3 protein-coding genes and 1 pseudogene are annotated in these 2,673 nt (G+C 42.4%); 2 read left to right on the forward strand and 2 right to left on the reverse strand.

The window, feature by feature from the left end; genetic code table 11:
• Positions 1-279, reverse strand: a pseudogene (locus B4K20_RS11445) (inositol monophosphatase family protein); the annotation flags it as partial.
• A 234-nt stretch (positions 280-513) separates the two neighbouring features.
• On the opposite strand from B4K20_RS11445, the gene B4K20_RS11450 reads away from it, so the two are divergent.
• Complete coding sequence (locus B4K20_RS11450) at positions 514-813, forward strand: Lpp/OprI family alanine-zipper lipoprotein (RefSeq protein WP_007145710.1); 300 nt, start codon at positions 514-516, stop codon at positions 811-813.
• A gap of 75 nt (positions 814-888) precedes the next feature.
• Here B4K20_RS11450 and B4K20_RS11455 read toward each other — a convergent pair whose 3' ends face one another.
• On the reverse strand, positions 889-2,052 hold the full coding sequence (locus B4K20_RS11455) for a L,D-transpeptidase family protein (RefSeq protein ID WP_289282982.1): 1,164 nt from the start codon (positions 2,050-2,052) through the stop codon (positions 889-891).
• Positions 2,053-2,198: 146 nt separating this feature from the next.
• On the opposite strand from B4K20_RS11455, the gene bamD reads away from it, so the two are divergent.
• A partial coding sequence (bamD, locus tag B4K20_RS11460) for an outer membrane protein assembly factor BamD (RefSeq protein WP_289282983.1) occupies positions 2,199-2,673 on the forward strand: 475 nt, incomplete at its 3' end.

Raw genomic sequence — 2,673 nt, forward strand, 5'->3', positions numbered from 1 at the left:
ACCATGAAGAAAATTTGTTGTGCCATCCAGTGGGTCAATAATCCAAACGGTTTCATTGTCACCTGAACGACCCGACTCTTCAGCCATAATGGCATGGTCAGGATAGGCTTTTTTGATGACGTTGATGACTTCTTGTTCCGCGAGTCGGTCAACGTCTGACACGTAATCATTACGACCTTTAGTCGTGACTTCAAGATGCTGAACGTGCTGCAGCGAGCGCATGATCAGAGAGCCAGCATTGCGGGCAGCTCTGATTGCTATATTGAGCATTGGATGCATAAACAAATTTTTCCAGAACGATAGGTACTTCAAGAGTGCATTGAAGAACAATGACTCATATTAAAGCCGATTATTATACCAACTATTTCTTTATGTATCTGTTGTAATATTAAAACGGTCCTTTTTAATAATGTTAATGGACAGCAAAAATATTTCTTGCTAGCGTATGTTTTATGTTGCTAATAAGCAATATAATATCCACGCCAATTTAACTGGTACTTTAAGGAGATAAAAATGAAATCATTAGCAAAACTGAGTGCTGTAATCCTGCCTTTAGCTATGTTGACTGCTTGTGCGAACACAGCTGAAATGGAAGCGCTGAAAGCCTCTGTAGAATCAGCTCAATCAACAGCTGATTCAGCTCTGGTCGCAGCCCGCAATGCTCAAAGCACTGCTGACACAGCGCAACGTACTGCAACTGACGCAGAACTGGCTGCCATGAACGCCCAGAAAGCTGCTGATGAAGCTCAATCAACTGTCGAAGAATGCTGTGCAAAAATCGACCGTATGTTTGAAAAAGCGATGAGCAAATAATCTAAATTTTAGATTTACTCATACAAAAAAGCCGGAACAATTGTTCCGGCTTTTTTTTATCTAGAGTATTTATCTTTAGAGCGTGTCACTCGATACTTGCGCAACCCATACAGAAATACCTGCTACTTCACTAATTTTGTCAGCCATCTCAGCGGCTTCTTGTTGTGAATTAAATGGGCCGATTAAGGTTTCCCCCACTGCGCCAGATTTCGCAGGCCAGAACAGATCATTCAATTGCAAAGTATTGATTGCCTGACGTGTTTTTTGTATCGCTTTCTGGCTTAGTCCGGCATGAACAAACCAAACATCTTCTACGATATCGAGTGGCTCTTCTCCTAGACGTTTAACGATACTATCCTGGGCTTCCACTAATCTTTCTGTAAATGCCCAGTCATCATCGGCAGGTAATTTATCTTGCGCCTCTAAAATGGCTGCTACCATCGGTGTCATGTTTAAACCTTGGCGTTTATCGATGTCGCTGTGTGGTTTATTGACTTCCAAATAGAGTTTGCCATCACGAACACCCGCTTTATCTGGCTGATAAATAATTTCTACAGGCGTATTCACTGATGCGATATTAAATAAGTGTTGGATATCTTCTGGGAAAAGTCGAATGCAGCCATGGCTCACACGCATACCCACACCAAAAGGCTTATTTGTACCATGCAATAAATAACCCGGCATCGATAACCGCATCGCATAAGCCCCTAATGGATTATCAGGCCCGGCCGCAACCACTCTTGGCAAAGGATCACCTTTTTCAAGATGCTCTTTTCTGATGGATTCTGGTGGTGTCCATGTTGGATCTTTTCTTTTCTGGGTAATCTTTGCTTTGCCCAATGGCGTGCCCCATCCTTCACGTCCGATACCGATTGGGTGGGTGATCACTTTCTGTGTTTCTCCCGCCTTTGTTTCTGGATAATAGTAAAGGCGTAACTCGGCAATATTGATCACGATGCCTTTTTGGCCAGCTTTAGGAAGAATGAAACGGCTTGGAATAATAACGCGTGTATTCTCACCCGGAAGCCATGGATCAACATCTGGATTGGCTTCGACAATGTCGCTGTACCCTAAATCAAATTGACGTCCAATATCGAGTAAGGTGTCTTTATCTGTGCTATAAACCACCATGTTGTGACCCACAACGGTTGAGCCAGCGGATTTAAGTTCAAAAGTAGTTGCCATAGAAGGTGCCGATATCGCAAGACCTACAGCAAGAGACAACAACCGTTTCAACATCGATGATTCCTGTTTATTAAAGAATAAAGCTGCATATTGTACTTGATTAAATATAATCTTCACATTCGCTAAAAGCGTGCTTTGAATCCGAAAAAGGGCTAAGATCAACCTTTACCTTAAACAGCAAGCTAGCGTACTCTACTTCAATGAAAAAATATTATTTGCCATTAATCATCGGTCTGACCTGTTTATCACTGTCTGGTTGTTCTTTTTTTCAAAAAGAAGAAGTTAAAGCAGATGAAAGCTGGAGTGTAGAAAGAATCTACAGTGAAGCTAAAGCCGCGCTGGATATCGCAGATTACAGTAAAGCCATCGCCTACTACGAACAACTGGAAGCGCGTTTTCCTTTTGGTGAATATGCTCAACAAGCATTACTTGAATCTGCTTATGCTCATTACAAATCAGATGATCCTGAAACCGCCATTGCCACCATTGATCGATTCATGCGGGTATACCCACTGAATCCGAACATCGACTACGCGATATACCTTCGTGGCCTGGTTAACTTCCACCGTGACATTGGTTTATTAGAAAAATATATTCCCCGTGATGAATCTCAGCGTGACCCAGGCGCTGCGGAGGATGCATTACGTGACTTCAATACATTGATTCAGCGTTTTC

It is taken from the genome of Methylophaga sp. UBA5088 (assembly GCF_002414625.1).
In the GTDB taxonomy this organism is placed as follows: Bacteria; Pseudomonadota; Gammaproteobacteria; order Nitrosococcales; family Methylophagaceae; genus Methylophaga; species Methylophaga marina.

Excerpts from the sequence above, each read along its gene's own strand:
- B4K20_RS11450 (WP_007145710.1), top strand. The coding sequence starts at position 514 with ATGAAATCATTAGCAAAACTGAGTGCTGTAATCCTGCCTTTAGCTATG.
- B4K20_RS11455 (WP_289282982.1), bottom strand. The coding sequence starts at position 2,052 with ATGTTGAAACGGTTGTTGTCTCTTGCTGTAGGTCTTGCGATATCGGCA.